The sequence below is a fragment of the Lactobacillus sp. UBA5813 genome (assembly GCF_002417895.1).
Taxonomy (GTDB): Bacteria; Bacillota; Bacilli; order Lactobacillales; family Lactobacillaceae; genus Lactobacillus; species Lactobacillus amylolyticus.
The window spans coordinates 32,552-57,946 of record NZ_DICZ01000017.1 but is presented as its reverse complement, the minus strand read 5'-3'; the positions used below and the strand labels follow the sequence as shown (position 1 = coordinate 57,946).

Here is a 25,395-nt window from a genome sequence, read left to right as displayed (position 1 = left end):
ATGACAATTGGGCAAACTTTAAAAACTTACCACCTGCACGCTGGTATGACACAAAAAGAGATGGCCGGAGGAATCGTAACGCAATCATTTAATTCAAAAGTAGAAAATGATAAGCGTAGCATCGACGCCGACCTATTAATTAAGCTGCTCACTGTCCATCATTTTGATGTAGTTAGTTTCTTCAGCCGTCTCAGCAATCAAAGCAAAAATCAATACAATTCCTATTATGAGATTGAATCAGAAATTACTTTTGCTAAAAATACTAAAAACCTTGCCAAGTTAAAGGAAATTGAAACCAAATTAAATCAAAAAGATAATGATTTACCATCCTGGCTTAAATTTAGATTAGAATTAGCCTACGCCTGGGTAACTCATTCCAATGACCATATTTCTACCGAATTGAAGGCAAAAGTAAAGTCACTAATTGTCGGCGAAGACTGGGACCGCATGTCATTTTACTTTTTAAGTCAAGCAGTTGTCTTGATGGACATTGAAACTTCCTATGAATTGGTTAAATCAGCCTTCTCGGCCTTTAAAAAACATCCGGTGTCAGATCCCTTCACGCTGCAGTTTGTTTCTTGGATTGCCGTAAATTTCTTGAATTGCTGCTACCATGAGAAGGCGGATGAATCCTACACGCGGCTCCCAATTAAGTTTTTAAGAGAATTGCCAGTCACTCCAGAGATTGGTTTTAGCGATTTGCTAGCAACATATTATGAATCGTTATTTAAGCATGATGATGAAACGAAAAATGAAATAATTCATATTTTGAAGAAGGGCAATTATTACCCGTTAATTAAGGACACAGTAGCTTAAAGAGGCATCGACCGAAAAAAGTCGATGCTTTTTTATGCAAATATGAATATTTTAGGACTTTATACAGAAAAGAACATATTATTAATCTGAAACTTCGAATAGGGAAAAGAAATAGAGATAGATATGAGAATAGCACAACAATTAAAGAGAACCAGAATTCTCCTTGGTCTGACGCAAGCTGAAATGATTGATAATATTATGACAATTTCTTTTTATTCTAGGGTTGAGCATGAAAAGCATGATATTACAATCAATGATCTAATAGATATTTTAAATGATCATCACATGTCTTTATACGATTTCTTCTCAGGGATAACCGAATTAAGAACCGAAGATCAAATTATTCAAGATCAGCTGAAATTGGCTTTTTATGAAGAAAAAGTTGATGAATTAAAAGCGTTAAAGCCGAAAATTCGCAATTATCAATTGGAACTGGAAAGAAAGCTGATGCTTGCAATTTTGCAAGAAAACGTCGACCAATTATCTCCAAAATTAAAACAAGAAATGAAGTACCGTATTATCAAAATAGGTGCTTGGAATAGCCGCAGTCTTTGGGAATTCATAATCTTAATGTCACTCTATGATTATGAAGAGGTCAAAATACTAATGAAGATAGTCGACGAAAAAATAAGTGCGTTGTCTTTAGTCGATTCACGGCAAATGATTGCGTTGGCTAATTTAAAACTGGCTTTTGCTCTTCGCTGTCTGCATGAAAATGACCGCATCAATGCTGTTAGAGTTTTAAACGAAATTGACCAGTTGCCTTTCTTGGCAATTACTTTCACGCCTAAAATTCTGGCTCAATATTATCAAGCTGTCATCGCTCATGATCAAGAAAAAAAGCAGCTAATCATGAATGCGTTAAAAGACTTTGGCTATCAATTTAGTTTAGAAGGATTTTATTTATGCAAATTGGTGACAGATTAAAGCAGATGCGCCTGTTCCTTGGACTTGATAAGAAGAAAATGGCTGCTGGCATCATTGATCAATCTTTTTATTCAAGGGTTGAAAACAACCAGAATGAAATCAGAGTAGAGACCCTGCTTGCCTTGCTAAAGGCGCACAATATTTCTCTGCTTGATTTTCTAAAAGACAGTGGTGATACAAAGCCAAAAAATCTTCCTTATCAAGAAATAATTGAAGCAGCTTATTCCGAAAAGAATGCGGCCAGTCTGATAGCAATTTTGAATGACCCGAACTTTACAAATCAAAAGTACAAGCAGGTGATTTCATTACTCCTAACAGATTTGGGCGATACCCAATATCGCAGCCAGGTATGCGCGGTTTTGTTACCAGGATAATCAGCGTGACGAATTCGAAAAAGCGCTCAATTATTTGAACCGCTTGCCTGATTCAAAGCTGATTTTGCTGCAAAAAGTAACGGTCAAGTATTATCAAGCTCGACTAAAGCATCAATCTGAAAAAGCAGAACAAATTAAATATCTTCTGGGAATCTCTGGTTACCAGTTAAATTAATTTTAACCCAAAATAGGCTATAATAAGTTGTTAACTATTTTGAGATTGGGGTAAATTATGGGACTACCATTTAAAGCAATTGCTGTCGATATGGATGGCACCTTTTTAAATGAAAAACACGACTTTGACCATGAAAAATTTCGTGAAATTTTGACTGAACTGCATCAGCGTCAAGTTAAGTTTATTATTTCATCTGGAAGACCATATGTCCGCTTGCGCAAAGACTTCGCCGACTTTTATTCAGAATTGTCTTTTGTGACTTCTAATGGTGCGCGTTTAATCGAGAATGATCAGGAAGTGGTTCTTCAGCAATTGGCAAGAAAAGATGCAATCGGCGTGATTGATTTTGTTAATCAAAGATATGCTGATGCAACCACTTTGGTTTTCCATACCAAACAATCCTACATTAACAGGGATGCCCCCAAGGATGTAAAAGAATTCTTGGAATACTTTGCCGGCTCCTGCATTGAAGTTTCAGATTGGTCTGTCTTGCCGGAAAATGGTATTTTGGGAGTAACTTTCCATGTGCCTGATAGCAGTATTGCTAAAGAAATTGAAGCTGCGTATAACCAAGAATTTGGGCAAAAGATTTCCGCCTTTGCTTCAGCTAAAAATGCGGTCGATGTTAATGCTTACGGCGTCAATAAAGGTGAGGGCCTGAAACTGCTGCTTGAAAAGATGGACTTAACCGGCGATGATTTAATGGCCTTTGGCGATGGCGGCAATGACGTTGAAATGCTGCAGTTTGCCAAATATTCCTACGCGATGAAAAATGGCAGTCAGGAAGCAAGAGACGCGGCTAAATATTTGGCTCCAGCTAATACCGAAGATGGCGTTTTTAAGGTGATTAAAAATTATCTCAGCAATAATTAGAAAAGGCAGTGGCTTTTGAAGTCACTGCTTTTTGTATTACAATTATATTAGCTAAATTTATTAAGAGACGAGGAAATAATAATGGCAGACGAAATTACTGTTAACTTTGAAGCACGTAATCCAAGCGGAATCAAATTATTGAGCCGTTTGTACAACGAACACCTGGTTTTAAATGATATCGGCGTGCGGCTTGACGATCAATTGACTAAGGGTGAAGAAATCACTGTTCCTAACCAAGAAGATATGAAAAATTTGGACGATGTTTTTAAGAAAAATGTTGAAATCTTCACTGAAATTGGAGAAAAGTACGAAAATACTAAGAAATTTGCCAACAACTTTTCTGGCAGTACCAAGGAATTTGCTGAAAAGCTGATGATTGAATTGGCCGACTTTAATGATGGTGTAGCTGACATCGCTGATACTGAAGGCGGCATGGCAGCTTATGATGATGACAAGCTTAATGATTGGATCAATAAGATAATGGGCGAAATTGTCGAAACCAACGAGGCTTTCAGTAAATTAACCCAAGAATAACTTTAGAATAAAAAAGGCGTCTGGCAGTTGCCAGGCGCTTTTTTCGTGAGAATTTAATTTAGATTTTTTAAACAAAATAATTTAACTTCAGAAATATTTTTTACTTGTCTTCGTAACCCTTTGGGTGACTCTTATGCCAATTCCAAGCAGTTCTGATGACGTCATCAACGTTTTCATGCTTTGGTGACCAGCCCAAAATAGTTCTTGCTTTGGTTGAATCGGCAACCAAGCTGTCTGGATCGCCGCCACGACGTGGACCCATTGTGTAAGGAATGTCGATGCCGGTAACTTTTTTAGCAGATTCCAAAATTTCAATGTTGGAATAGCCATGAGCAGTACCCAAATTAAAGACATCTGACTTGTTGGTCTTCATTAAGTGCTTAAGAGCCAAGATGTGAGCATCGATTAAGTCTTCAACCTGAACGTAGTCACGGACGTTGGTGCCGTCCTTGGTGTTGTAATCATCACCAAAGATAGTGAACTTGCCATCGCCTGAAATTGCACTCTTTAAAATATTTGGAATAAGGTGAGTTTCTGGGGCGTGGTCTTCACCGATCGTTCCATCTTCAGCTGCACCAGCAACGTTGAAGTAACGAAGGGCAGTGTACTTAATACCGTCAGCTTTGTCAGCCCAAGCCATAATCTTTTCCATCATCATCTTGGTTTCGCCATATGGGTTGATTGGATCAAGCGGCGTATCTTCAGTGATAGGCAGTTTCTTAGGAACGCCATAAGTTGCGGCACTGGATGAGAAGATCAAATGTTTGGTACCAGCATCATTCATTGCATTTAATAGTGAAATCATGCCAGTAACATTGTTGTCGTAATACTTAAGCGGCTTTTTAACTGATTCTGGAACCAGTGAATAAGCAGCAAAGTGCATGACAGCATCAATTTTTTCATCACGCAAGATCTTGCTTACCAAAAAGGTATCCTCAATATCGCCTTGATAAAACTTGGCCTTTGGGTCAACAGCTTTTCTGTGGCCGGTGTATAAAGCATCAAGGACGACGACATCGTCGCTTTCAGCAACCAACTTCTTAACGGCATGCGAGCCAATATAGCCTGCACCACCAATAACTAAAACACGCATTTTCGTGCTCCTTTTTTAATTGTGAAGTCTATTATCTATCTTTTTCAAAACACCTTAAGTATAACATTTATCAATCTGATCGTAGAATTTTCTGGCGTGCTAAAATAATGGTAGTTAAACTTTCTAAGAGGTAATTGCTTTGAAAAAGAAAAAATCAATTTATACCAAAGACGTCATCTTGGTAATGGCGGCGTCATTCTTCTTTATGTTCGGGACGATGTTTATCAATCCGTTGATTAATGGTTATGCAAAAAGCTTGGGTGCTTCTTCGGCTTTTGCAGGCTTAATCGTTGGTATTATGAGTATCGCAGCGATGTTTTTAAGACCGGTTGCGGGAAATTTGACCGATCGTTTTTCAAAATATCGTTTGTCTTTAATCGGGGGGATTCTGATTTTTATCGGAATTCTCGGTTATATTTTGACGCCGACGAGTCAGTGGCTGCTTTTGTTTAGATTAATTAATGGTGCCGGCTATGTTCTTTGCACAGTCTGCATGACTACCTGGCTGGCATTTCTAGTGCCGCGGGAGCACGTTGGCGAAGCGATGGGCTTTTATGGCTTAATGAATGCTTTGGCAATGGCGGTCGCACCAGCTATTTCGATTAATCTCTATCAAAAAATCGGCTATCGGCATTCAATTTATCTAGCTTCTGCTTCAGCCTTGTTAATGATTTTTGCCATTCAGTTTGTTGGCGATCATGCTTTGCCTAAAAAGAATGCTGCTAAAAAGAAAAAAGGCTTCAAGATTATTCAAGGCAATGTATTGCCTGTCGCCATTCTGACTACTTTGTTTGCTTTGCCGTATTTCACAACGCAGGCAGATATCGTAACTTATGTTGAGCAGCGGCATATCAATGTTGCCGTTGGTTCATACTTTATGATCTATGCTGTAATTTTGCTGGTTATCAGAATCGGGCTTAAGACTTATTTTGATACCGTGCGTTTTGGCATTTGGTTCTGGATCAGCACAGTTGCTACCGCGGCTTATATTCTGTTGTTGGGCTTTATGAATAATAACTGGGAAATGGCACTGGCTGCCGCTGGAATGGCAGTGGGTTATGGCGTCATTTATTCGGTTCTGCAGTCAACGGCTTTACTACTGGCTCCAATTAGCGAGCAAGGCTTGGCCAGTTCAACATTTTATCTTGGACTTGATATCGGGATGTCGCTTGGCCCGATCCTGAGTGGAATTGTTGACAGTCTTTTGCCGATCGAATGGTTTTATCCAGTTGAATTAGTTATCATTCCAATTGCTGTTATTGTTTACTTTAGCTATCGCAAACGGCTCAATGGTGCAATTGACGACCACTAATAGAAAAATGAGGCAAGAAAATGAGCAAATATCAGGTAAAAACACGCTTAGGCGATAAAGAGTGGCAAATCTTCAATCATGTCCGCGATCATGAATTTATTTGTGATACGGTTGATAACGATGCTGGTCCGAATCCGGTTGAATATTTGTGTGGCGCAGTTAACTCTTGTATTACCATGTCAGCTGGGATGATTATCAAAGCCCATAAGATAGCAGTCAGCAATTTTAAATTAACGACAACGGCTGAAACAGAAGATTTAGGCCATGGCAAGAGCGATGTATCTGCAATGGAGATTCTGGTTAGTTTTGATAGTCAGATGAATGATGAAGAGAAGCAAAAGTTCCTTGATCATGTATTGCATGTTTCAACAGTTTACCAAACGGTTAAAAAAGCAGCAAAAATCACCGTCAAATTGGCATAAAAAAGTCTGGGTTTTTCCCAGACTTTTTTCTTTTCTAATATTCATCTTGAATTCTTTGCTCTTCGTAAAGAGAACGTCCGCCCAAAAGGTCAAGAATGTAGTAGGCGATGAAGGTTGTTAAAATCATTGGCAAGACCTGTTGCACGGTCCCGACCATTTCTGTCAGTAAAATAACCGCGGTTAAAGGAGCCTTGGCAATTGCTCCGAAGTAGACTGCCATTGAAATGATAATGATGTGTGGGTAATAGACGCTGTTTAAGAAGTTGTTGTGAACCAAAATATTGGCGAAGATAACCCCTAATAATGCTCCCAATACCAGAAATCGGCATAAAGGTACCGCCAGGTACGGATGTCCCATAGGAAAGCATGGAGTAAATAAACCGAATCAAAAACAGGATCATCGCTAGCCAGATAAAGGTCATTGAACCTTTACTCAAACTGGATTCAAATTCATGCTTAAACAAACTGGTGATCAGTAAATGCGAACCGCCCAGCAGGTGAGCATTGTACAAACCAACTGGAATCACAAGAAGCAGCGGGATAATGCTGTGATATTTTCTTGGGATCAGTGTGATTTTGCTGAAAATCGGTTTTAAACTAAGCAAGCAGTAGTGATAAACATAAGCCCCAGTACGATGCCGATTAAAGGCAAAGCCCAGTATGCATGAAGCGGCATCGTATTCTTGACTGGCAAATATAAGCAAGGCTTGGTGCCAAGGCAGATGATTACCATTAAGAAAATATAGGGGATTAAAAGCGGATGGTGCGTAGCCATGATTGGATATAAATGATAAATTGCACGCATCCCTTGATCGATAACCCATCTAAAAATACTGACAACCAGTCCCGTGATCACGCCAACGGAAATTCCGCGGCCGAATACGAAGGACAAATGAGGGATCAAAGGACGATTTAAAATTTCACTTGGTTTTTTAATCATTCTTTTTGCTTCCGGCAATAATATAGTTATATCCTATCATTTTTTGACAAAAAAAAGACAGCTTACGCGGCTGTCTTTCATTTCTTTATCTATTTTTGCCCCATGCCCATGGATCTTCGTGCCAATGACGCAAAACCTCGTATTGTTCACTTGTAATATGGGATGAATCTTTTTCTTTCTTCAGCAGTTCAGGGTAGGAAAGAAGCGGAGCATATTTAACATCGGCTTTTGCAAAGTTCTTTTTAGCATCTGGAAGATAGTAGGTAAAAATGGAGCTGACGCCGATGACATGACCGCCATCTTTTTCAGTCGCATTAACAGCATTTAAAACGGAGCCACCCGTTGTAATCAAATCATCGATTAAGACAATTTTGTCGTCTTTAGTGAAACGACCTTCGATTTGCTTGCCCTTGCCGTGATCCTTTGGCTTTGGCCGTACATAAATCATTGGCAGTTGCAATTTTTCTGCAACCCAAGCTGCGTGTGGAATTCCGGCAGTTGCGACACCACCAATAATCGTGACATCAGGGAATTCTTTTTTGATTAAGTCCGCTAAGTCACTGGCAATCCTGTCGCGGAGATCTGGGTAAGAGACAGTCAACCGCAAGTCTGTGTATATTGGTGAAAGCATGCCGCTGGCATAAGTACAAGGCTTATCTGGTGAAATTGTAATGATTTTTTCTTCGATTAACTTAGAAATAATTTGATCTTGATGCATTTTAACTAAACTCCTTCTTAATTGCTTCATATGCTGCTTGCGGATCACTGGCTAAAGTGATTGGTCGGCCGACAACGATTGCGCTGGAGCCGAATTCTTTTGCTTGACTTGGAGTTGCTGTCCGGGCTTGGTCATCGTTGCCGTTTGCCTTTGGCCGTATGCCAGGAGTAACGTATAAAAAGTCATCGCCGACTTCTTGGTGCAAGCTTTTAACTTCAAGTGGTGAACAAATTACGCCGTCTGCGCCGGCTTTTTTTGCCATCTTCGCTAAAGCGATAACTTGCTTTTTCATTGGCAAATCGCAGTGCTGTTCGTTTTTAAGCACGTCGTCTGAGATTGAAGTAAGTTCGGTAACAGCGAGCAATTTAGGTACGCTCTTGCCAGCTGGGGTTCCTTGGATCAGGCCTTGTTTGGCTGCAGAAATCATTTTGCTGCCGCCTAAAGCATGAACAGTAGTATATTTAATGCCTAATTGAGCCAACTGCTTGGCTGCACTGTAGACGGTATTGGGAATATCGTGCAATTTTAAATCCAAAAAGATTTGGTAGCCTTGATTAGCTAACTCTTTAACGATTGCCGGACCTTCATGATAAAAAAGCTCCATGCCAACTTTGATCGTTGTTTCTTCTGGCTTGCCTAGGTTTGACAAAATATCTTTTAATTTTTCTTGATTATCAACGTCAAGTGCAACAATTACTGGTCTTGCCATATTTCCTCCACATAGAAAAAAGCCTATACTGGCGCAGAGAAAACGCACAAGTATAGACTTGTCCTAGTGAAATTTGAGTCAAATTTTCAACTTGCGGTCTCTCTGTACCGTTTAAAGTTTTACTTGAAGTGAGTGTACCACCTCGCTTGAAAAAAGACAAATTAATTTTTAACTTTGAAAAATAATCAAATACGTGTAAAATCTACTCCAAATGTAAGTCAAAAAATAAGCGAATGTCGGTGAGCATTCATTTTTGGAGGAAAATTATGACAAAAATCAGCGTCAAATTACCAGGTTTAAACTTAAAGAATCCAGTTATGCCAGCCAGCGGTACTTTTGGTTTTGGCGATGTTCCTGCAGCTAATAAATTTGATTTGAACAAATTAGGGGCAATGGTCATCAAAACCACGACTCCACAAGCAACAACAGGAAATCCGCAGCCACAAATCGCTGTTTTGGACGATGGCGTTTTGAATTCAGTTGGTTTGACCAATCCTGGAGTAGATGCAGTTATTAGTGACAAATTGACCAAATTCAGGAAGAAATATCCAGAATTGCCAATCATGGCAAGTGTCGGTGGCGACGATGAAGCAGGCTATGTCGAAGTTGCACGCAAATTATCTGCTTCTGGCTTAGTCAATGCTTTGGAAATCAACGTTTCTTGCCCTAATGTAGCAAGAGGCGGCATGAGTTTTGGCGTTCACCCTGATGTGATTGAAGATTTAACCAAAAAAATTAAGGATGTAGTGAATATCCCAATCTATGTGAAATTGACGCCTAATGTAACGGATATTGTTGAAATTGCTAAAGCCGCCCAAGCTGGTGGTGCAGATGGTATTTCAATGATTAATACTGTTTTAGGGATGGAAATCGATCTTAAAAGCAGAAAACCGGTCTTAGGCCACAATATGGGTGGTTTTTCTGGTCATGCAATTAAGCCAATCGCTATTCGCATGATTGCTCAAGTTCATCAAGCAGTTGATTTGCCAATCATTGGGATGGGCGGCATTGAAACTGCTGAGGATGTGGTTGAATTCTTCTTAGCTGGTGCTAGCGCTGTCGCAGTTGGTACTGCCCACTTTAAGGATGCTTTAGCTTGTCCGCGTATTGCTGAAGCCTTGCCAGAAGTGCTGGATAAAATGAACGTTGATGATATCAGCGATCTGGTCGGTCAGGTTCGTTTTAATTAAAAGAAATCTTAAAGGCGGTTGACAAATAAGCTGTTGACAAGTATATTTAAATCAATCAATGTCCTTTTAAATTAGTCCCGTGAGGCTAGCAAAGTGGCTCAATTAAAGTTTAGAAATAACTTTACTAAGATGCTCCTAGTCTAACTAGACTGGGAGCTTTTTTCATGGGCAGAATCAGGAGGAAAGATAATGGCAAAGCAAATTTGGGATGAACTTGCTATGAAGCGAGCTTTGACCAGAATTACTTATGAAATCATTGAACGCAATAAGGGAACTGAAAATTTGGTTCTAGTTGGAATTAAAACTCGCGGCGTTTATTTATCTAAAAGAATTCACGATCGAATTCAAAAACTAGAAGGCGTTGACGTTCCTTTAGGTCAGCTTGATATTACACTTTATCGTGATGACCGCCATGATGCTTCGCTCAAGCAGGATCCAGTAGTTAACGACAGTCATGTCGGCGTTGATATCAATGACAAAAACGTAGTTTTAATCGATGATGTAATTTATACGGGACGCACAATTAGAGCTGCCATGGATGCTTTGATGGATCAAGGTCGTCCTAGCTCAATTGCCGTAGCGGTTCTTGTTGATCGCGGTCACCGTGAATTGCCAATTTGTGCTGATTTTGTCGGTAAAAATATTCCTACTTCTAATGATGAGCACGTCGCAGTCATGGTGAAGGAAATTGATAAACAAGATGAAGTGGTGCTGAAGGCATTGCCTCACTCATAAGAAAATTAATCAACCATTTAATTGACTCCAGAGAGGGCCAAAACGGTTGTGCATTTTTGATGTACACGAAAGACCGTAGCCTGGAGTTCAATTGAACTTCAGGCTTTTTTATACAAAGGTGGAAAAATGGAAAATCTAAATCTTGTTAGTTTGCCAAATTTTGTAAGTGTTGAAAATCTTAAAAAAGAAGAAGTTACGAGTTTAATCAAACGCGCTGAATACTTTAAAAAAGGCGGTGCGGTTCTTGATTTAACCAAACCGGTTTATGTTACCAACATGTTCTTTGAAGATTCCAGCCGGACTCATACCAGTTTTGAAATGGCTGAAAGAAAATTAGGATTGACAGTGATCCCGTTTGATCCAGCTCATTCATCAGTTAATAAAGGTGAAACTCTATATGATACTTCATTAATTATGAATGCTTTGGGTGTCAACTTAGAAGTCATTCGTCATTCACAAAACGAATACTATGAAGATTTGATTCATCCAAAATCCTATCAACATTTGAACATCGGCGTTGTTAACGCAGGTGACGGCAGCGGTCAGCACCCATCTCAATGCATGCTTGATATGATGACGATTCATGAACATTTCGGCCATATTAAAGGACTTAAGGTTGCTATCGTCGGTGATATCACTAATTCTAGAGTTGCCAAAAGCAATATGGAACTTTTGACCAGACTTGGTGCCAAGGTTTACTTCTCAGGCCCAGATTACTGGTATGACCACGCTAATGACAAGTACGGTGAATTCAAGCCACTCGATGAATTGGTCCCTGAAATGGACGTCATGATGTTGCTTAGAGTACAACATGAACGCCACGCTGGTGATCCAAACGAAAAGACTTTTAGTGCAGAAAGCTATCATGAAAAGTATGGCATCAATCAAAAGCGTTATGACGAATTGAAACCAGACACAATCATCATGCACCCAGGTCCAATCAACCATGGTGTTGAGCTTGATGGCAAATTAGTTGAAGCGCCTAAGTGCATGTTCTTCAGACAAATGCAAAATGGCGTCTTCATGAGAATGGCAATGCTTGAAGCGGTAATTCGCGGCCGCAAGTTAGGAGGACTCGAATAAATGACGACAGTAATCAAGAACGGAACGGTTTATCAAAATGGCCGTTTGCTTCAAGCAGATGTTTTAATTGAAAAAAACAAAGTTAAAGCAATCGGGCAAGATTTAACCGGTGACCATGTAATCGATGCTTCAGGCAAACTAGTGAGTCCAGGTCTCGTCGATGTTCACGTTCATTACCGTGATCCTGGTCAAACCTATAAAGAAGATATTCATACCGGTAGTTTAGCTGCTGCTCATGGCGGTTTTACTACTGTTGGGGCCATGCCAAACGTTACACCGGTTCCTAACACTCCCAGTCTGATCAAAAAGATGATCGCCGAAAATAAGAAAAAAGGCGTTGTGCATATTTTGCAGTATGCGCCGGTAACCGTTGATCAAACTAGTGATGAAATTCCTGATTATGCAGCATTAAAAAAGGCTGGTGCTTTTGCCTTAAGCAATGACGGTCATGGCATTCAAAGCGCGCAGACAATGTATCTGGCAATGCAGAAGGCTAAAGAAAACAATTTGATCATCGCAAGTCACTGCCAAGATAATGCTTTATATCAAAAGGGCGTCATTAATGAAGGCGAAAAAGCCAAAGAATTGAATTTGCCGCCAATTACGGAATTGGCTGAAACTACGCAAATTGCGCGTGATTTGCTTTTAGCACAAAAAACAGGCTGCCACTATCACATCTGCCACGTTTCAACAGCAACTAGCGTTGATTTGGTTCGCATTGCCAAAGCACGCGGAATCAATGTTACTTGTGAAGCTGCACCGCACTACTTGCTGTTAACGGACAGCGATATTCCAAGCGACAACCCATACTTTAAGATGAATCCGCCATTACGATCCAAAGAGGATCAAGCAGCCTTAGTAGTTGGTCTGCTGGATGGTACGATTGACTTTATTGCCACTGATCATGCCCCACATGCTAAAAGCGAAAAAGAAGGTAGCTTCCGCAACTCTGCTTTTGGTATCACCGGCAGCGAAACAGCATTTTCAACTTTATACACTAAGTATGTTAAGACAGGCATTATTAAGTTGGAAAAATTGCTAAGTTTAATGAGCGATGTGCCAGCTGATAAATTTGGTCTCAAGAATTGTGGTCATTTGGAGGCTGGAGCTGAAGCTGATATTGCAATTTTTGACTTAAAGCATGAAGCAGAAATCAAGGAAGAAGATTACTTGTCCAAAGGCGTCAATTCACCATTTACCGGCGAAAAAATCTATGGTCAAACAGTCATGACAATCGTCAGCGGTAAGGTAGTTTACGAGCGGGGTGAAGAAAATGAGTAAGAAATACTTAATTTTAGAAGATGGCTCAATTTATGAAGGCAAAAGTTTCGGTGCTAATACAGAAACAGTCGGTGAAGTTGTTTTCACAACTGGTATGACCGGCTATCAAGAAGCAATTACCGATCAATCATATGCTGATCAAATTTTGGTATTTACTAATCCATTGATCGGCAACTACGGTATTACTTTAGCCGACTATGAGTCACTTGAACCTGGCATTAAAGGCGTAATCTGTCACCAAGTTGCGCGGCATCCTACCAACTGGAGAATGCAAACAACTTTGCCGAAGTTCTTGGAGCATTTGAATATTCCAGGCATTCAAGGAATTGATACGCGGGAATTGGTTAAAAAGCTGCGGGTCCACGGAACTTTGCGCGGCAAGATCGCCGCTTCTAAAGATGATGCTGAAAAAATTGCAGCAGACTTAAAGCAAAAGCAGGTTACCAAAGGCGTTATCAGTCGGGTTTCAACCAAAACGCCATATCCTGTTCCCGGTTCTAAGCGCAATATTGTGGTAATTGATTTTGGAATCAAGCACAGTATTTTAAGAGAGTTGGCTAAGCGCGACTGCAACTGTATCGTCTTCCCGTATACGGCAACGGCCAAGCAGGTTTTAGGTCTTCATCCAGATGGCGTGCTTTTATCTAACGGTCCTGGTGACCCAGAAGAAATGATTGAGGCCACTAAGATGGTTCGGGAAATAGAAAAGCATGTTCCACTGATGGGAATTTGTATGGGTCACCAAGTATTTGCCTTGGCTAACGGTGCTAAAACATACAAGATGAAATTCGGCCACCGTGGTTTTAACCATCCGGTAAGAGAAATTGCAACAAGCAATATTGGTTTTACTTCGCAAAACCATGGTTATGCAGTAGCCGCTGATTCAGTTGATAAAGACAATTTAATGATTACCCACGTTGAAGTAAACGATGGAACAGTTGAGGGATTGCGTCACAAGAAATATCCTGCATTTTCAGTTCAATTCCACCCAGACGCCACGCCTGGTCCTCACGATGAAGATTCATTGTTTGATGACTTTATGTCAATGATTGATCAAAGAAAGGAAGAAAAGCGTCATGCCTAAGAGAAAAGATATTCATAAAATTATGGTGATCGGTTCTGGCCCAATCATTATTGGTCAAGCCGCTGAATTTGACTATTCAGGTACTCAGGCATGTTTAGCCTTGCGTGAAGAAGGTTATGAAGTAGTTTTGGTAAACTCTAATCCAGCTACAATCATGACTGATACAACCATTGCCGATAAAGTTTATATCGAACCACTGACAGTTGAATTTGTTTCTAGAATTATTTGCCAAGAATATCCAGATGCAATTTTGCCAACTCTTGGTGGCCAAGTTGGATTAAACATGGCTTTGGCTCTTTCAAAAACTGGCATCTTGGATGAGTTGCATATTGAACTTTTGGGAACAAAGCTTGATTCAATTGAACAAGCCGAAGATCGTGAAAAGTTCAAGGAATTGTGTAAGAGTTTAGGCGAACCAGTTCCACCATCATTGACTGTTCACCATGTTCAAGAAGCTTTGAATTTTGCCGATAAGATCGGTTATCCGATTATCGTTCGTCCAGCCTTTACGATGGGTGGTACCGGTGGTGGTATCTGTAAGAATAGAGAAGAATTGGCTCGTATTTGTAAAAATGGGTTGGAACTTTCACCAGTTACTGAATGTTTGATTGAACAATCAATTGCTGGTTATAAAGAAGTCGAGTTCGAAGTAATGCGCGACAGTCACGATAATGCAATGATTGTCTGCTGTATGGAAAACTTTGATCCGGTTGGTATTCACACGGGGGATTCAATTGTCTTCTCACCGTCACAAACTTTATCTGATAAGGAATACCAAATGCTCAGAGACTGTTCATTGCGTTTAATCAGAGCGCTTAAGATCGAAGGTGGCTGCAACGTTCAGCTTGCCTTGGATCCTAACAGTTTCAATTACGACGTAATTGAAGTTAACCCAAGAGTTTCTCGTTCTTCAGCCTTGGCTTCAAAGGCAACTGGTTATCCAATTGCTAAGATGGCAGCTAAGATCGCTGTTGGGATGACTTTGGATGAAATCAAGAATCCAGTTACGGGCACAACTTATGCAGAATTTGAACCAGCTTTGGACTATGTTGTCTGCAAGATTCCACGCTGGCCATTTGATAAATTCCCAAAGGCAGATCGTGTATTGGGTACGCAAATGAAGGCCACTGGTGAAGTAATGGCTATCGGTCGTACTGCTGAAGAAGCCTTTCAAAAGGCAGTCAGATCGCTTGAAATTGATGAAAAAGATTTGTATTCACCTGAAGCACATGCTGCAAGCGATGATCAGCTGGAAACCAAGCTGGTTAAGGCGCAAGATAATCGACTTTTCTACTTGGCTGAAGCATTCAGAAGAGGCTACAGTCTTGAAGATGTTCACGAACTAACTAAGATCAACTGCTACTTCTTGGATATCGTTAAGCACATGGTCGAGATGGAAAAGACCTTGAAACATCATGAAGATGATGTTGAAGTTTTGAGAACCGCTAAGAAGTATGGCTTTTCTGATCAGACAATTGCCAATTTATGGGATGAAGATGTCGATGATATCAGAAATTTGCGGAAAGCAAATGGCATTATTCCGGTTTATAAGATGGTTGATACCTGTGCTGCCGAATTTGAATCAAAGACGCCATATTTCTACTCAACTTATGATGGTGAAAATGAAAGTCATAAGACAGGCAAAAAGTCAGTTTTGGTTATTGGTTCGGGCCCAATCAGAATTGGTCAGGGTGTTGAATTTGATTACGCCACTGTTCACTGTGTTAAGGCTTTGCAAAAGATGGGCTATGAAGCAATTGTTATTAACTCTAACCCCGAAACGGTTTCTACTGACTTCTCAATTTCTGATAAGCTTTACTTTGAACCATTAATTCTTGAAGATGTATTGAACGTTTGCGACTTGGAAAAGCCAGGAGGCGTAATTGTTCAATTCGGTGGTCAAACTTCAATAAACTTGGCTGCCAGTCTTGAAAAACACGGCATTAAGATTTTGGGTACCAAGGTTAAAGATGTTAACCGTGCTGAAGACCGTGAATTATTCGATGAAATCATTAAGGATCTTCATTTGAATCAACCAAAAGGCCTTACTGCAACAACGCATGAAGGCGTACTTGAAGCAGCAGATCGCTTAGGCTACCCAGTTTTGGTTCGTCCATCCTATGTTTTAGGTGGGAAGGCAATGGAAATTGTCTACAGCAAGGACGAACTTGAAGAATACTTGCATGACCACGTTGATATCGCAGCCGACCACCCAATTTTGGTTGACGATTATCTTGATGGTCGCGAATGTGATGTTGATGCCATCTGTGACGGCAAGACGGTTCTTTTGCCAGGAATTATGGAACATATTGAACATGCCGGCGTTCACTCAGGTGACTCAATGGCCGTTTACCCACCACAAACCTTTACTGATGAAGTGAAAGAAAAGATTACCGATGTCACTAGAAAGTTGGCTTTGAAACTCAACTGTATCGGTATTATGAATATTCAGTTTATCGTGCGTGACGGTCAAGTTTATGTCATCGAAGTTAACCCAAGAGCTTCAAGAACGGTACCATTCTTAAGCAAGATTACGGGGATTGAAATGGCCCAAGTTGCTACACGCGTAATTATGGGTGAAAATTTGACCGAGCAAGGCTATAAAGATGGTTTGGCACCGGAGCCTGAAATGATCAGTGTTAAGGCCCCAGTCTTCAGCTTCAGCAAATTAGCCGATATTGATTCTTACCTTGGACCTGAAATGAAATCTACTGGTGAAGTTATGGGTTCTGACCATACCTTTGCGAAAGCTTTGTTCAAGGCCTTTGCAGGAGCTAAAATGAAATTGCCTGAAAATGGCAACGTGCTTTTAACCATTGAAGATCGTGACAAACAAGCTATTTTGCCTATTGCTAAGAGATTTGCTCGAATCGGCTATCGAATTTTCGCAACCAAAGGTACGGCAGAATTCTTACGTGACAAAGGTTTGCATGTGGAATTAGTTTCTAAGGTTCATGAAAATTGCGATAACAACATTTTGAGCGAACTCAAGCAAGAGAAGATTGATTTGGTGATCAACACGATGGGCCATGATTTGGAAAAGAATTCTGATGGTTTCATCATTCGGCAAACTGCAATTCAACAAAACATTCCATTGCTGACGGCATTGGATACTGCTGATGCGCTTTTGACAGCACTTGAAAATCGTTCATTTGCGACTGAAAGTTTGGATTAATAATTAAATATTTGAAATAAAAAAGTGTTAGTCATAAACTAACACTTTTTGCTTTTATTCTAAAAGAAACCCAAAGAGAAAATTCTAGTTATTTCTGATAAAACTTAATCTCAGTACCGGCCAAATCAACCGTATAGGTTTCTTCTTCAAGTGGTCGCTTGGTCATTCCTTCGTCTGTAGAGTAAATGATCAAAGCAACTTTGGCGCCAATCGGAAGTTGGTAATAAGTTGGCTGCAGCTTGAAATCAAGGTCAACAAATTGACCAGCTTCAATCTTCCTTGGCTTCTTCATATCCTTGTAATTTTGCAAGTTCATATGAGCTTTAGTAATCAATTTAGCATGCGTTAATTTATCAGGAACAAATTCTTGCAGCGTATCTGTACCAAAACGGTAGCCGAGTTCTTGTCCACCATGCATTAAGAACTTTGGCGTAGGAGTCAAACGTTTGCGATCGCCAAGTTCAACAAGAGCTACTGAAAGCTGCCCTTTAGGCAATGAGCCGCTTACTCTGACTTTAACTTCTGGTCGACCAACGATTGTTACTGGATGGATAAATTCATCTGTCACAAAACGCAGGCTGCGTTTAGCCCATTTTTCATCACCACAAATAAATTTGTATTGCCATTCGCTTTCTGAAATTTTAGCTTCTTTGAAGTCTTTACCGCCCACATCGACAAAACTCTTCTTCTCTTTGCCATTGCCGTCTTTATGAAGCTCACCATCATCAGTTGGGTAGTAGGTAGCTGCTTGACCAATTTCATTAGACCAGTCATCTTCTTCATGCCAGGTATCTGCATGAAGATTGTCCTGAATCATGACCGTTGACCATTGCTTGTAGGCATTGTTTTCGATGCCAAGAAGCTCATGACAGAACCAAAGGTTCATTAGGTCGGTGAAATCGATCGAAACGAAATTGTTCATATTGTAGTGCGGACCTTGGTGCAAGAACAAGTGGTGTTTCATTGGCATCTTTTTAACCAGTTGCCAAATCTTGTAAACATTCTTTGGCTTAACGTTCCAGTCATTCAAGCCATGGACGCTGATCCATGAACATTTAATGCCATCAGCGTTGTGGCGGTAGTTTCTAGCTTCCCAGAAGTCTGAGTATTGACCAGTAGTGCGATCTTCACGACTCAGCAAATGCCTTTGCATTGCGTCATATTTTGGCTTGATCTTTAAATATGAACCGGCATCCCACAAATTTGATTGACATGTTTCTGCCAACAAGTCCAAATCTTCGCCTTGGCAAGCTTCAGGAGCGATTACTAAACCATGTTCACGATAATAATCATACCAGGATGAAATCGCAGCTTCGGAAACAACAGTCTTAAGACCAGCAACACCAGTAGTAGCAACAGCAATTTGCAAAGTACCAAGGTAAGAACGGCCAGTCATTCCGATATTGCCATTGCACCAGGAAGCCTTGATTTCATGCTTTTTAGTGCGATCAGTATAGGCGATGCGGTCGCCATGCAGCCATTCAATTACTTCTTTAGCTGATTCGGTTTCTTCAGGAGCACCAGTAATACGCAGGCCATCGCTGCCGCGCGTGCCGATTCCACCAGCAAAGACACTGGCAAATCCGCGTGCCAGCAAGTATTCGTTCAGTGGGTAAGAAGACTTGTGAACGGCTTCTTCGGTTGCCACATGATCTTCACTGCCAGGCTTGTTTGCTTCAACTGTTGGAGTTGCTTCATATTTAGGATCTTGCCATTCAGTTGCATCAGACAAGTTTTCATCGACATTGTGATTGCGTTTTTCATTTTCAATAATGCCGCCAAAATATGGACTAGCAGTGTATAAAGCTGGTACTTTCAAACCGCTGTTTGACTCGTTGGGACGAAAGATTGTTACTTGAATCAAATCGCTTTTGCCATCGCGGTCAGTATCAAGATCAGTTTCAACATAGACAACTTCACGGATAACCTTGTCAGTATTAAAGACAGGAAGTGATTTGCCATTGAAGTACATGAACTTGTTTTGTCCCCAGAATTGGGTGAAGTAGCCTCGTCCAGCCATCACATCGATAAGGAGCTGACCGTTTTTGGCACGGGTATTAAGCAAACGATAAAAAGCAGTCACCAACTTGGAAATAGAATCGATATCTTGAACGATAGGCAAGGCTTGCTTTTGCATAAAACCGGTCGGATCTGACAATTGGTAGTCGTAATGAACGTGGTAGCCTAGCAGCTGCAAAGCGACGTTGTAGAATTGATTGGTGCCGATTTCTTCAGGCTTTTGCTTTAAAAAGTTGGCGAAAGTCTGCGTTTCGGAGACTGCGAATTCATTTAGCTTTGCTTCTTTGGCCTCGTCGCTTTTTGCTTCAGCGATGCTCATCTTAACTAATTTGGCAATCAGATCGCTGAAGGACCAGTTTTGAAAATTCTTGGGCAAAAAGTTGATCGCCGTTAATTCTTTGACTTGTTCTTCATATGGCGTTTGAACGTAAGCATATTGATTATATTTCATAAGAACACTCCTTTAATTGTGGTGAAATTTGTTATGTCTAGTTTACTATTTTTGAAGCCAAGTTTCCTTGTAAATATCTTCTTTAAAGCCACAAGTTAAGTGCTTTTCATCAACAACTAGGGGACGCTTGATTAATTTGCCGTCGTTTGCCATCAATTCGGCGGCTTGAGCGATGGTCATCGTTGGAATTTTTTCTTTTAGATTTTGAGCACGGTAATGTTGACCGCTGGTGTTGAAAAAGTAGCGTAAGCCGCGATTTTGGTAGGCAGTCAGCCATTTTATCAGGTCTTCTTTTTTAGGCGGGACAGCAACCAGGTCTTGAAATTCATACTTAATGTGATGGTCGTCAAACCATTTTTGTGCTTTTCTTGATGTTGAACAACGTTTATAGCCGTAAAATTTGATCATTTTGAGAATCCTCCTTAATTTCTATTTTAGAATGAACTGATAATTTTTAAAATAAGGCTTGAATTTTAAAGCAGATTTCCATATAATAGTTTGTGTTCTGTTGAGGACATACAAACATACATGGTCTGGTAGCTCAGCTGGATAGAGCAACAGTCTTCTAAACTGTGGGTCGTGGGTTCGAATCTCACCCAGATCATTAATATAGCAACGCTGAGAGGCGTTGTTTTTTTTGTCTCGAGGGAAAACATATGCATTATTTCATTTCAACACGAGAAGATTATAATACATCAGCAATTGAACTGGCACAGGTAAAGAGGATGCAGATCTTTGATGCCCTTGACGTGCCTTGCAAAATTGTCGAGTTGCAAAAAAATGACTTTATTCAGGAATGTCGAAATAAACTGAAAACAAGTGGCAGAGTGATCAATATTTTTCAGTATTTTCAACAACTGCCCGATACTCAACAAGTAAATACTGAAAAAGCCCTTGACCAGATTCTTAATCAGCTTGGTTTAATCAGAAAAGAAAATAACGCTTATCTGAACGAGCGCGCGGTTATTCAAGCTCACCTTTATGGCTCGCGGATCTATTACGTCGATCATCTGGACCAATATGGCTTCACAGTTAAACGGGAATTCTATCGCTATAATCACTTGGATTATACTGAATTCTTTGATGATAAGGCTCAGCTTAAAATGCGCGAATTCGTGGATCAAAATAACAATCCGCTTATCCGTGAATATTTCTGTCAAAGCAACCAGAACAAGCCGATGCTCACGCTGATTGAAATAAAAAAGGGCTTTAAAACAGTGCGGTTTGAAAAGGAAGCTTCCTTTCAGGCCTATTTCCTTGACTGCTTAGCAGAAAGGAATGTGCAAGCCGTCTTCTACTGCGATCGCTGTACGCAGGTTCTGCCCGCTTTTGAAAAAATGAAGCACATCGTTCCCAGCTACGTCATTTTCCATTCAGCTTTAACCCCCTCAGGCTACTTGAATGATCAAGTATATTCAGTATTTAAACCGGTGACCGAGCTAGCAAAAGCAGGCAAAATTCGCGGCTTAATTTCTTCAACCAAACGTGAGGCTAAAGATGCAACGGAAGTATTGCAGGTTTCGCATTCATATGGCATACCTGTTACCTTTACCACTAGCGAAGACAAAATTCCATTTTCTTCTCGCACACCATGGAAAATTATTGCCGTAGCTCGAATTGATGTCATTAAGCAATTGAGCCATCTGATTCAAGCCGTGATAGATCTGCATATCAAATATCCGCAAATTGCTTTATCGATCTACGGCAACAATACGGATGAAGCGGAAAATAAACGCTTAACAACTTTAGTCTCAGAAAATCACGCAGCTTCTTATATTAACTTTTGCGGCTTTGCACAAAATTTGGATCAAGTATACAACTCAGCCCAGCTAGAAGTGTTAACCAGTAAAAATGAGGGCTTTGCCATGGCACTTCTTGAAGCACAGGCTCACGGCTGTCCTGCCGTTTCTTATAATATTAATTATGGCCCAGCTGAAATAATCGAAGATGGTATTAGCGGAAAGCTGGTTCCGATGAATAATCAGGCTGTTTTAAAGCAAACCATCGAGGCTTTGCTCACCAACCCAAATTTGATGACGCAATATTCTGCTTGTGCCTATCAGTCGGCTAAGCGCTTTGATTTTTCGCACTTGAAGGCTAAATGGTTCAACTTTTTGAAAGAAGAGGGGCTTTGCTAAAAATTATCTTTTAGGTAAAATAAGTAATTATTTAACAAGGAAAAGGGACAGATGAGAAAAACAGAAACAACGCGTTTAACAATCACCGCTATTTTTGTTGCCATTTTATTATTGCAAACTTTGGTACCAAATATTGGCTATATCCGACTTTTACCGGCACTGCCGACAATTACGACGATCCCATTGACTGTAGCCTTATACAGCTGCCTAATGGGATCAAAAGCAGGAGTTGGCTTTGGCATTTTCTGGGGCTTGACTCGCTTGTTTGTTGCTTACACGCAACCAGGCGATATGGTAAGTCTTATACTCTTTCAAAATCCGATAATTTCACTGGTACCAAGCATAATTGCCGGTTGGCTTCCCGGTTTAATCGTCAAACTGATGAAGGGTGAAAAAATAAGCTTCCTGGTTGCCGGAGTGACTGCTTCTTTGACCAATACCTTTTTGGTAATTGGCCTAAGCAGCCTGCTTTTTATGAATCATGCTGCTAGTTTGATGAAGTATCTCGGCAATACCAGCAACAGTCAATCGCTTTTTTTAGTGCTAGTTGCGGCTTTGGGAATGAATGGAGTCGTTGAAGCCAGCTTTACCGGTTTGTTTACCCCGGTGATTGGCTTACCGCTTGAGAAAGTTTTCCGCAAATATAAGCTTTAAACGTGGTATATTTTATTTGAATATTACTTATCAAAATTAATAAAGGAGAAAAACAATGCCATTTGTACATATTGAATTAATTAAGGGCAGAACCGACGAGCAATTGACTAATTTGATGAAGGACGTAACCGAAGCCGTCCATAAAGATACCGGTGCACCGAAGGAACATATTCATGTGATTATCGATGAATTAGGCAAACATTCTTATGGCAATAACGGCGAATGGCGTGCTTAAACGATTTGACTTCTAGCGATCCTAGAAGTCTTTTTTTATTGGTATTGATAAGCAAATAAATTTTAATTATTAAAAGTAAGCAAGATATAATAAAATAGTTCAAGTAAGAAAGCAGGTGAAGAATTTGTTAGATTATCGCAATCATCTTAAGCGAATTCTGCAAAAAACAAGTGGAGATGACCAAAGTCTAAAAAATGGCTTAACTGCAATCAAAGCTATTATTCAAATGGCAGATGATGGTCAAGAGTCGACTCCTATCAAAACAAAAAAGCCGAGCATTTCAGATCAAAATGCGCAAAATAAGGATATAAAACGTTTATTGACGGGAATCACACAGCTGATTAAGACGCCTGGCGATCCTGCCGCTAAAAAGCAAGCACTGACGGCTCTGCATAAATTAACTTTTGTTCCTGGAGTGGGCAAAAATTTTGGCACTGAAATTGGAGCATTGGATCAAGCTATTCAGCGTTCGATTCAAACTGAAGAAGCAGTCAATGCCAAAGTTTTTGAAGAGGCAATGAAACCAAAAGAAAAGCCGAAGCGCGATTATCGCAAAGGACAACGCTACACCGTTATTCGGCTGTTATCGGGAGCAGATTTGATCAATGATAATGGTCAAACCGTTTATACGGTTAAAGAATCTCAGGTACATCCGCTTACTTTGAAAACCGGCGATATCGTTGAGGCACTGGAAGATAAGACCAATCCCAACTATGAAGCTGAAATACTGCGCGTTGTTGGTTTTCAAAAACTGCGCAAACGTGATTATGATCAGATCGAGGACTTTAAGTATGCGGTCGTTCAGGGTCGGCAAGGACACCTGGCAATTTCCCACAATATTCATGGTGAGAAGCTGAGAATTCGAGGCAAAGAAGTCGTAATTCCCGTAGATTCAAGCTATTATCAGGGCGACAATATTTCTCTTGAAGATGGTTCAATTGTTGATTTGGCCTGGTATGCGGGGGATGTCCGCTTGAAGAAGAATCCCGCAGATGCAGTTCAGATCAGATGGATTTATCAAGTAGATCAGCCTGAACATTCAGCTCCTGCTAAAAAGGAGAAAAAGAAGAGCAGCAATAGCGAACAAGTTGCCAAGCTGGACTTGGATCTGCACTACCAGCGAGTAGGGATTGCAGTTGGCGACAATCAAAATGAAGCTATTTTGGACAGTATCGTTTCGCGCTATAATGGGATTCCGATTCCAATTGATGCCTTTGAAGGAAAGAAAAAAGTTATCGAAAATCAGATAAAGGATTTAGATATCGTAATTTTGGTTACGGCATTTGCGGCTCATGATTCTACTTGGAATATTCGTGAATTTGCCAGCAAATATGGCGTCAAGTTTGCCGTCAGCTCCAGCAAGGGATATCAGTCTTTTGAACGTGCGCTTTATCGAGCCGCTAATGGCCTTCCAGCCTATGAGGGAAACCAAACAATTGAATATAAAGAAAAAGATAAATAATTTCTTATATTTGGGTAATTTTCTTGTCATAATCATGCTTTTTTATGTAAAATTATATTACTAACTAAAAGAAAGGATGCCTGTATGACAAAAAATTAACTAATCACAAGTGGATGTGTTGGGTAGTTTTCCTAATCGGATTGGAAATTGTTGCGATCTCGATTAACTTTTTTTATGGCCCAATTAACGTTGCAGCTGGTGGGACGACAGGTATTTCTATTTTGGTCGAAGCCGTATGGGGCATTAATTGACCAATTACAGTATTTGCTTTTAACGTACTGATGCTAATTATTGCTTGGATTTTCTTAGGTAAGACAACCACGCGCAATATTACGCTGGGAAGCCTGATCCTGCCTCTTTTAATGGAAATTACTCCTAGTTTTAAAGTAGTAAACAGTGATTTATTAGCCGTAATCTACGGTGGTGCCCTGATGGGATTGGGCGTTTCGCTTCTTTACCGTGTAAATGCCGCCAGTGGTGGTACGACTGTTTTTCCAATGATCTTTAAAAAATACTTCTATATCGACCCAGCAATTGGCTTGCTTGCGGTTGATATGATCGTTATTTTCATGAATATTTTCGTTGATGGCTGGAATGCCTTCTTCTTAGCTGCATTTTCTCAAGTAGTTACAGCAGTGACGATGAATTACGCCGAAACTGGTTTTGACAAAAAATACCAGGTACGGGTAATGAGCAATGATCATCTTGAAGAAATTCGCGATCTGCTGCAAAAAGAATACCAGGGTCTGACGATTTACAATGTTGTCGGTGGCTACAGCGAAGACAAGAAGCAGCAGCTTTTAATCGTAGTGGATTGTAATGAATATGGTTTATTGATCAGCAAGATTCATGAAATCGATCCAAATGCGTTCCTAATTACTTCAAGCGTAGCTAAAGTTCACGGTGGACGCTGGGGCTTTTAATTTTTTATTGCAGAATAAACAGTCTGGTAGTAGAATATAATAGTTGTATTTGTGGAGACCTCCACATCTGCA

22 protein-coding genes, 1 tRNA gene, 2 pseudogenes and 1 other annotated feature (1 of these 26 running past the window's edge) are annotated in these 25,395 nt (G+C 40.3%); of the genes and pseudogenes, 19 read left to right on the top strand and 6 right to left on the bottom strand.

What is annotated here, in order from left to right; genetic code table 11:
• The 5 genes from B2008_RS03370 to B2008_RS03350 all read left to right on the top strand — a co-directional run bounded on the left by B2008_RS03370 (nucleotide 1) and on the right by B2008_RS03350 (nucleotide 3,699).
• Entirely contained in the window at nucleotides 1-816 is an 816-nt protein-coding gene (locus B2008_RS03370; RefSeq protein ID WP_281829710.1) for a helix-turn-helix domain-containing protein, read from the top strand.
• A gap of 123 nt (nucleotides 817-939) precedes the next feature.
• The gene (locus B2008_RS03365; RefSeq protein WP_281829713.1) at nucleotides 940-1,743 is read left to right on the top strand and encodes a helix-turn-helix domain-containing protein; all 804 of its coding nucleotides are present in this window, start codon (nucleotides 940-942) and stop codon (nucleotides 1,741-1,743) included.
• A complete protein-coding gene (locus B2008_RS03360) occupies nucleotides 1,722-2,117 on the top strand; it encodes a helix-turn-helix domain-containing protein (protein WP_281829715.1) in 396 nt (131 codons plus the stop codon). The genes B2008_RS03365 and B2008_RS03360 overlap by 22 nt, the downstream gene beginning before the upstream one ends.
• 232 nt (nucleotides 2,118-2,349) lie before the next feature.
• Nucleotides 2,350-3,165 carry a Cof-type HAD-IIB family hydrolase gene (locus tag B2008_RS03355; protein ID WP_281829716.1) on the top strand — a complete coding sequence of 272 codons (816 nt, stop codon included), beginning with the start codon at nucleotides 2,350-2,352 and terminating at the stop codon, nucleotides 3,163-3,165.
• Nucleotides 3,166-3,246: 81 nt separating this feature from the next.
• Complete coding sequence (locus B2008_RS03350; protein ID WP_006351563.1) at nucleotides 3,247-3,699, top strand: hypothetical protein; 453 nt, start codon at nucleotides 3,247-3,249, stop codon at nucleotides 3,697-3,699.
• 100 nt (nucleotides 3,700-3,799) lie between these two features.
• Here B2008_RS03350 and galE read toward each other — a convergent pair whose 3' ends face one another.
• Complete coding sequence (gene galE / locus B2008_RS03345) at nucleotides 3,800-4,792, bottom strand: UDP-glucose 4-epimerase GalE (RefSeq protein WP_281829718.1); 993 nt, start codon at nucleotides 4,790-4,792, stop codon at nucleotides 3,800-3,802.
• A 139-nt stretch (nucleotides 4,793-4,931) separates the two neighbouring features.
• Here galE and B2008_RS03340 point away from each other — a divergent pair, with 139 nt between their 5' ends.
• Complete coding sequence (locus B2008_RS03340; protein WP_281829721.1) at nucleotides 4,932-6,104, top strand: MFS transporter; 1,173 nt, start codon at nucleotides 4,932-4,934, stop codon at nucleotides 6,102-6,104.
• 20 nt (nucleotides 6,105-6,124) lie between these two features.
• Entirely contained in the window at nucleotides 6,125-6,526 is a 402-nt protein-coding gene (locus tag B2008_RS03335) for an OsmC family protein (protein ID WP_281829723.1), read from the top strand.
• A 34-nt stretch (nucleotides 6,527-6,560) separates the two neighbouring features.
• Here B2008_RS03335 and B2008_RS08330 read toward each other — a convergent pair.
• The 3 genes and pseudogenes from B2008_RS08330 to pyrF form a co-directional block, all read right to left on the bottom strand.
• A pseudogene (locus tag B2008_RS08330) lies at nucleotides 6,561-7,466 on the bottom strand (chloride channel protein).
• Between the two features lie 85 nt (nucleotides 7,467-7,551).
• The gene (gene pyrE, locus B2008_RS03315) at nucleotides 7,552-8,184 is read right to left on the bottom strand and encodes an orotate phosphoribosyltransferase (RefSeq protein WP_281829729.1); all 633 of its coding nucleotides are present in this window, start codon (nucleotides 8,182-8,184) and stop codon (nucleotides 7,552-7,554) included.
• A gap of 1 nt (nucleotide 8,185) precedes the next feature.
• Entirely contained in the window at nucleotides 8,186-8,893 is a 708-nt protein-coding gene (gene pyrF, locus B2008_RS03310) for an orotidine-5'-phosphate decarboxylase (protein ID WP_281829731.1), read from the bottom strand.
• 266 nt (nucleotides 8,894-9,159) lie between these two features.
• Between pyrF and B2008_RS03305 the strand changes: the two genes are divergently transcribed.
• The 6 genes from B2008_RS03305 to carB all read left to right on the top strand — a co-directional run bounded on the left by B2008_RS03305 (nucleotide 9,160) and on the right by carB (nucleotide 17,441).
• Nucleotides 9,160-10,083: a dihydroorotate dehydrogenase gene (locus B2008_RS03305; RefSeq protein WP_281829733.1), complete on the top strand. Its 924-nt coding sequence runs from the start codon at nucleotides 9,160-9,162 to the stop codon at nucleotides 10,081-10,083.
• Nucleotides 10,084-10,272: 189 nt separating this feature from the next.
• Entirely contained in the window at nucleotides 10,273-10,818 is a 546-nt protein-coding gene (pyrR, locus tag B2008_RS03300; RefSeq protein WP_281829735.1) for a bifunctional pyr operon transcriptional regulator/uracil phosphoribosyltransferase PyrR, read from the top strand.
• Nucleotides 10,819-10,944: 126 nt separating this feature from the next.
• Nucleotides 10,945-11,901 (top strand): aspartate carbamoyltransferase catalytic subunit, encoded by a 957-nt coding sequence (locus tag B2008_RS03295; RefSeq protein WP_281829737.1) that lies wholly within the window; start codon nucleotides 10,945-10,947, stop codon nucleotides 11,899-11,901.
• Nucleotides 11,902-13,182: a dihydroorotase gene (locus B2008_RS03290; RefSeq protein WP_281829739.1), complete on the top strand. Its 1,281-nt coding sequence runs from the start codon at nucleotides 11,902-11,904 to the stop codon at nucleotides 13,180-13,182.
• Nucleotides 13,175-14,266 (top strand): carbamoyl phosphate synthase small subunit, encoded by a 1,092-nt coding sequence (locus tag B2008_RS03285; RefSeq protein ID WP_281829741.1) that lies wholly within the window; start codon nucleotides 13,175-13,177, stop codon nucleotides 14,264-14,266. Before B2008_RS03290 ends, B2008_RS03285 begins: the two co-directional genes overlap by 8 nt.
• A complete protein-coding gene (carB, locus tag B2008_RS03280; RefSeq protein WP_281829744.1) occupies nucleotides 14,259-17,441 on the top strand; it encodes a carbamoyl-phosphate synthase large subunit in 3,183 nt (1,060 codons plus the stop codon). The genes B2008_RS03285 and carB overlap by 8 nt, the downstream gene beginning before the upstream one ends.
• An 88-nt stretch (nucleotides 17,442-17,529) precedes the next feature.
• Here the strand turns inward: carB and B2008_RS03275 are convergent, their stop codons facing one another.
• Both B2008_RS03275 and B2008_RS03270 read right to left on the bottom strand, forming a co-directional pair.
• Complete coding sequence (locus tag B2008_RS03275; RefSeq protein WP_281829747.1) at nucleotides 17,530-19,911, bottom strand: Xaa-Pro dipeptidyl-peptidase; 2,382 nt, start codon at nucleotides 19,909-19,911, stop codon at nucleotides 17,530-17,532.
• A gap of 45 nt (nucleotides 19,912-19,956) precedes the next feature.
• Entirely contained in the window at nucleotides 19,957-20,319 is a 363-nt protein-coding gene (locus B2008_RS03270; RefSeq protein WP_006351544.1) for an arsenate reductase family protein, read from the bottom strand.
• Nucleotides 20,320-20,441: 122 nt separating this feature from the next.
• On the opposite strand from B2008_RS03270, the gene B2008_RS03265 reads away from it, so the two are divergent.
• The 6 genes and pseudogenes from B2008_RS03265 to B2008_RS03240 all read left to right on the top strand — a co-directional run bounded on the left by B2008_RS03265 (nucleotide 20,442) and on the right by B2008_RS03240 (nucleotide 25,323).
• A tRNA-Arg gene (locus B2008_RS03265) sits at nucleotides 20,442-20,515 on the top strand.
• Nucleotides 20,516-20,567: 52 nt separating this feature from the next.
• Nucleotides 20,568-22,049 (top strand): glycosyltransferase, encoded by a 1,482-nt coding sequence (locus B2008_RS03260; protein ID WP_281829751.1) that lies wholly within the window; start codon nucleotides 20,568-20,570, stop codon nucleotides 22,047-22,049.
• Nucleotides 22,050-22,100: 51 nt separating this feature from the next.
• A complete protein-coding gene (locus B2008_RS03255) occupies nucleotides 22,101-22,703 on the top strand; it encodes an ECF transporter S component (RefSeq protein ID WP_281829753.1) in 603 nt (200 codons plus the stop codon).
• 55 nt (nucleotides 22,704-22,758) lie between these two features.
• On the top strand, nucleotides 22,759-22,938 hold the full coding sequence (locus B2008_RS03250) for a 2-hydroxymuconate tautomerase (RefSeq protein WP_006351539.1): 180 nt from the start codon (nucleotides 22,759-22,761) through the stop codon (nucleotides 22,936-22,938).
• Between the two features lie 124 nt (nucleotides 22,939-23,062).
• The gene (locus B2008_RS03245) at nucleotides 23,063-24,400 is read left to right on the top strand and encodes a DUF2325 domain-containing protein (protein WP_281829756.1); all 1,338 of its coding nucleotides are present in this window, start codon (nucleotides 23,063-23,065) and stop codon (nucleotides 24,398-24,400) included.
• A gap of 113 nt (nucleotides 24,401-24,513) precedes the next feature.
• Nucleotides 24,514-25,323, top strand: a pseudogene (locus B2008_RS03240) (YitT family protein).
• 61 nt (nucleotides 25,324-25,384) lie between these two features.
• Nucleotides 25,385-25,395 (top strand) — a sequence feature (ribosomal protein L21 leader region); it runs 67 nt beyond the window's last position.